This is a genomic window from Armatimonadota bacterium (genome assembly GCA_031459855.1).
GTDB classification, from domain to species: Bacteria; Sysuimicrobiota; Sysuimicrobiia; order Sysuimicrobiales; family Humicultoraceae; genus Fervidifonticultor; species Fervidifonticultor primus.
This window is the reverse complement of the sequence record JAVKHP010000004.1, coordinates 1-5,071: the sequence shown is the minus strand read 5'-3', so window position 1 is coordinate 5,071 and position 5,071 is coordinate 1. Positions and strand designations below refer to the sequence as shown.

Here is a 5,071-nt window from a genome sequence, read left to right as displayed (position 1 = left end):
GGGGAGGGGGCACCGTCACTGTGACGCTTGGGCCGGGTGTCGCCTGGGCCGCCTACCAGGACGGCAACGGCCCCTGGCAGCGCTTCAGCGGGTCGTCCTTCCAGGTGACGGACTCCTCAGGGCGGTACGGCTTCGCCTACGTGTGCGTGATCGAGAGAGACCAGGTCGCCCAGGTCACGGTCACTCAGGCCACCGTGGCCGAACTGCGGACCCTCGGCGCGGCCTGCGAGGGCGACACGCCACCGCCGACGGCCTACCACGTCACGGGCACGGTGAGCAACGTCGGCACCGGTGACTCCCGCGCCACCGTGATCACGGTCAGCGATTTCGATAGCGGCCTGCCCGATGGCGCCTCGTTCGACCTCTTCCCGACGGTGGCGGGTGTCCGCGACCTGCTGGGCCTCCGTTACCCTTCTCCTGGCGCCTGTCCGGACCGCATACTCGTTCGTCGGGACCTGATGGTCAACGGGGACGTGTCCGGGCAGAACCTGGACTTTGCCGGAGGTTCCGGTTTCTCGCCGCGCGCGTTTACCGTGTCGGGGGCGACGGCGGGGCGTACCACCTTTGCGTATCAAAACGTCTTGACCAAGAACGCGACGGATGCCTCGGTGTGTTTGATTAGCACGCCTACCGGCCAGTGGCAGGCGGTTGACAGCGGGGTCATCGCCGAGGACCTGTACATCTTCGTCGTGTTTGCCGAGAGCGGTGCGGGAGGCCCCGGGGAGGTGGCCCTCAAGTACGTGAGCGCCGTCCCGGACCCCGGCAACCAGGGCGTGACGCTGCCGGCACCGATCACGGGGCTGTCGGCCACGGGCCGCCGTCCGCTCTACAGCGGCCTCGCGTACGTCTCCACCACCCTCCCGCTGCGGGCCTACCTGCTCTTCCACCGGCAGTCGCAGTCGCGGTGGAGCATCCTTGTCACCCCCGGGTGGCTGGGCGGGGCCAGCCAGTACCAGACCCCGGACTTCAGCGCGGTCGCCGGGTGGAACACCGCCTGGGAGATGGAGGCGGGGTGGCAGATCACCTGGTTCGGCAGGGTTTATCTGAGCAATCGGGGCCTGGCGGAGCAGCCGCCCCGCGTCCTGGCCGGCCGACAGGTCTTCTCCCAGGTCCGGGCACGGCTGGCGCAGACCGGCCGCGTGCTCGCCCGGCCCGTGGGGCGGGCAGGCCCGGCGTCGGTGCAGCCCGGGACCGAGGTCCAGTGGGCGGAGTCGGGCGAAGGCCGCTACACGCCCTGACGGGGATCCGAGGCGGCCTGGCGGGCCCTGGAGCATGCCGGCAGGCTGAAGACCTGGAGGCAAGCGCGGGAGCAGCACTTCGGTGCCGCTCCCGCGCGCCCGTCACGCATGGCCCGCCTGCGGTGGGGCGTCTCGCTCGATCCTCCTTGACGCGTGGGCAGTCCAGCCCTAACGCGCGGGGAGTCCAGGGGGAAAACCCTGCGACGGGCCCGAAAAGTTTCACCGGATCCTTTCCCGGCTAGGCGAAGCCTCGCCGGGATCGGGCGGGCAGGGAGATGCGCAAGGCACGGCGGTCGGCGGCAGGGAGGCCTCGCAGGAAGCGCACTGGAGGGATCCCCAGGTCGGTGCTTCCCCTCCAGCCCGGGCCCCTCATCGGTCGCGACGAAGAGGTGGCCACGGGGGCGCGGCTTTTGGCCCAGCCCCAGGTCCGCCTCCTCACCCTCACCGGGCCCCCGGGCATCGGCAAGACGCGGCTGGCCCTGGAGATCGCCCGGCGCGTGGAGCACGCCTTTCCTGACGGCGCCTGGTTCGTGGACCTGGCGCCGGTGCGCGACCCCGCGGGGGTCCTGGCGGCGATCGCCCGGGTGTTGCGCCTGCGCGATCTCCGCGGTGTGGATCTGCTGGACACCCTGAGCGACCACCTCCAGGACCGGGCCGCCTTGCTGCTCCTGGACAACTTCGAACAGGTCGTCGCCGCCGCCCCGCACCTGGCGGCCCTGCTGGCGCCCTGCGCGAGACTGACCTGTCTCGTGACCAGCCGCATCGCGCTGCGCGTGCCCTGGGAACACCACTTCCCCGTGCCACCCCTGCCGGTGCCCCGCCTGCCAGAGCCGGGGGAGGTGCCGGACCTGCAGGCGCTGGCGGGCATCCCCGCCGTGGCGCTCTTCCTGGAGCGCGCCCGCGCCCTGGTGCCAGCCTTCGCCCTGGCTCCGGAGAACGCTGCGGCGGTGGCGGAGATCTGTGTCCGGCTGGACGGGGTGCCGCTGGCGATCGAGCTGGCAGCGGCCCGGATCCCCATCCTCTCCCCCCAGCAGATCGCCGCGCGGCTGGGCGACCGCTTCCGCCTGCTCACCGGCAGCAGCCGCTCCTGGCCCGAACGCCACCGCACGCTCCAGGCGGTGATCGACTGGAGCTACAACCTCCTGTCGGAGGACGAACGGGCGGTCCTGCGCCGTCTGGGGGTCTTCGCCGGCGCCTTCACCTTCGAGGCCGCTGCGGAGGTAGCCGTCGGCCCGCCGGTGAGGGAGGACCGGATCCTCGACCTGGTCGCCGCGTTGGTGGACCACTCGCTGCTGGTGGTCGAACCGGGGCGTCCTGCGCCGTACCGCCTGCTGGAGACGATCCGTCAGTACGCCCAGGCCCGCCTGCTGGAGTCGGGGGAAGCCGAGGCAGTACGTGACCGGCACCTCGCCTGTTACCTCCGGATCGCGGAGTCGGGGGCCCACGGGCTGGAAGGGCCTCGCGACCCGGCCCCGGTACAGGCGGTGGCGGCCCAGCACGACAACATCCGGGCCGCCATGGAGTGGGCGCAGGCGCGTGGCGACGTGATCCGCGGGCTGCGTCTCGCGGTGGCTGCGGCGGGACCGATGTGGGCCGGCCACATCCACTCCACTGAGGCGCGGCAGTGGCTGGAAGGCTGGCTGCAGCGGCAAGACGCCCGGGAGGTGGGCCAGCCCGTTCCCGAGACGCTGCGTGCCCAGGCCCTGTACTGGGCCGGCGAGCTGGCCTGGGAGGTCGGGGACAACCTCCGCGCCCAACAGGCCCTCGAGGAGAGCAGTGCGCTCTTCCGCCGCCTCGGTGACGGCAGAGGGCTGGCGTCGGCCCTCAACACGCTGGCCGTGGTGCGGTACCGGACGGCGGAGTATGCGGCGGCGCGGCGGGCCCTGGACGAGAGTGTGTCGATCGGCCGCGCGGTGGGCGATCCGGGACTCACCGCTTTCGCCCTGCTCATCCGGGGCATCGTCGCCCGCCTGGAGGGCGACTATGAGGGAGCGGAGGCGTGGGGCCGTGAGAGCCTCGAGCTGGCGCGTGCGGCTAACCTCACCCGCGCCGCGGCCCTGGCGCTGGACAGCCTAGGGGTGCTGGCGGCGCACCGCCGCGACGGGGACGCGGCGGAGTCGCTGGCCCAGGATGCGGTGGCGCGCTTCCGGTCGCTGGGAGACGCCTACGGCACGGCGGCCAGCCTCAACACGCTGGCGCTGGCCGCGCTGGCCCGCGGCAACGCGGCGCTGGCCCGCGCGCGCAGCCTGGAGAGCCTGCCCATCTCGCGGCGCCTGGCGGCCCGGGGATCTGCCGGTCGCTCCCAGTTGATCCTGGCGCGTGCGGCGCTGCGGGAGGGCGACACCGCATCGGCCCTGGCCGCCGCACGCGAGGCCCTCGACCTCTTCCAGGAGGTGGATGAACGGCTCGGCCTGGTCCAGTCCCTGGAGGTCCTCGGCGCCGTCGCCCTTCAGGCGGGAGGCGCCGCCGGGGCCCGGCTCCTGGGCGCGGCCGCTGCGGCACGTGCCCGACTGGGCGCCCCACAGTCGCCCCTTGAGCAAGGCGAGCTCGCGCGTCCGGTGCGGGCGGCGGAGACCGCCGCGGCCCCGGGCGCACTCCAGGCCGCCCGGGCTGCTGGGGAGGGGATCACGCTCGATGCCGCGATCGAGGACGCGAGGGCCCTGGCCCGCTCCCTGGCGCTTCCCGCGGTGGCGCCGCCCGGGCCGCAGCTGCGGGTCCGGCTCCTCGGGGGGTTCGAAGTGTGGCGGGGCGAGGAGTGCCTCTCCCACAAGGTCTGGCGTCGCCGCCGGGATCGCCTGTTGTTCGCCTACCTCCTGATCGCCCGCGAGCCGGTCCCCCGCGAGGCGCTGCTGGAAGCGCTGTGGCCCCACCTCCCTCCTGAATCCGCGAAGTCCAGCCTGGACGTGGCCTGGTGCAACGCCAAGCGGGCGGTGGGCCAGGGCAGTCCCGGGGAAGCGTGCCTGGTCCTGGAGCGAGGGCGGTACGGGATCCTGCCGGGTGCGGTGGTCACAGACGTCCAGGAGTTCGAAGCTCACGTGGCGGCCGCCGCCCGGGCCCGCGACGTCCAGTCTGCCCTCCGGGCCCTGGAGACCGCCGCAGGGATCTACCGCGGAGACCTCCTGCCCGACGAGGCCAACGAACCCTGGACGACTCTCGAACGGGAGCGGCTGCGGATCGCGTACATCGGGGTTCTGGAGCGGCTGGGGGAGGCTAAAGCCTCCCAGGGGCAGGTAGCGGAGGCCGAGGCGCACCTGCGCGAGATCCTCCGCCTCGACCCCTGGCGGGAAGAGGTCTACCGGCGGCTCATGGTGCTCCTGGCGGAGCACGGTCGGCGTGCGGAAGCGCTGCGCCTGTACCAGGAGTGCGTGGCGTCGTTGCGCCGCGACCTGGAGGTGGATCCGAGCCGCGAGACCGCAGCCCTCGCCGAAGCCATCGCCAGGGAACACCGGCCTGACCACCCTCGTCCCCACCAGTCACTTTCTTGCTGAGTGGCGGAGCCCAGACTCCCGGGGTTCCGTCAAAAAGTGGGTAAACACTCAGGCGGCGGCCTCCTTCCCGGTGACCTCGATCCCGTCCTCGTACCGCACCCCCACGTAAACCTTGGCCAGCAGCTCCGGGGCGTTCAGCCGCCGGAACCTCGTCTGGGCCACCATCAGCATCTTCCAGATCACCGCCGCAGCCCGCTCCACCTTCTTGAACCGCTTGGCCGCATCCGTCCGTAGCCGCAGCGCCGCAAAGGGGGACTCCACCACGTTGACGGTCCGCAGGTGCCGCCAGTGCTCCTGGGGGTACCGGTAAAACGTCACCATTCGGTCCCAGTCCCGTCCCAACGT

3 protein-coding genes are annotated in these 5,071 nt (G+C 72.5%); 2 read left to right on the top strand and 1 reads right to left on the bottom strand.

Annotated elements, in window-relative coordinates; genetic code table 11:
- Together QN157_14780 and QN157_14775 are read left to right on the top strand one after the other, a co-directional pair.
- On the top strand, positions 1 to 1,238 hold a 1,238-nt coding region (locus QN157_14780; protein ID MDR7556852.1), incomplete at its 5' end, for a hypothetical protein.
- A 344-nt stretch (positions 1,239 to 1,582) separates the two neighbouring features.
- Positions 1,583 to 4,726, top strand: a complete 3,144-nt coding sequence (locus QN157_14775) for a BTAD domain-containing putative transcriptional regulator (protein MDR7556851.1) — start codon at positions 1,583 to 1,585, stop codon at positions 4,724 to 4,726.
- Between the two features lie 48 nt (positions 4,727 to 4,774).
- Here the strand turns inward: QN157_14775 and QN157_14770 are convergent.
- On the bottom strand, positions 4,775 to 5,071 hold a 297-nt coding region (locus QN157_14770), incomplete at its 5' end, for a transposase (protein MDR7556850.1).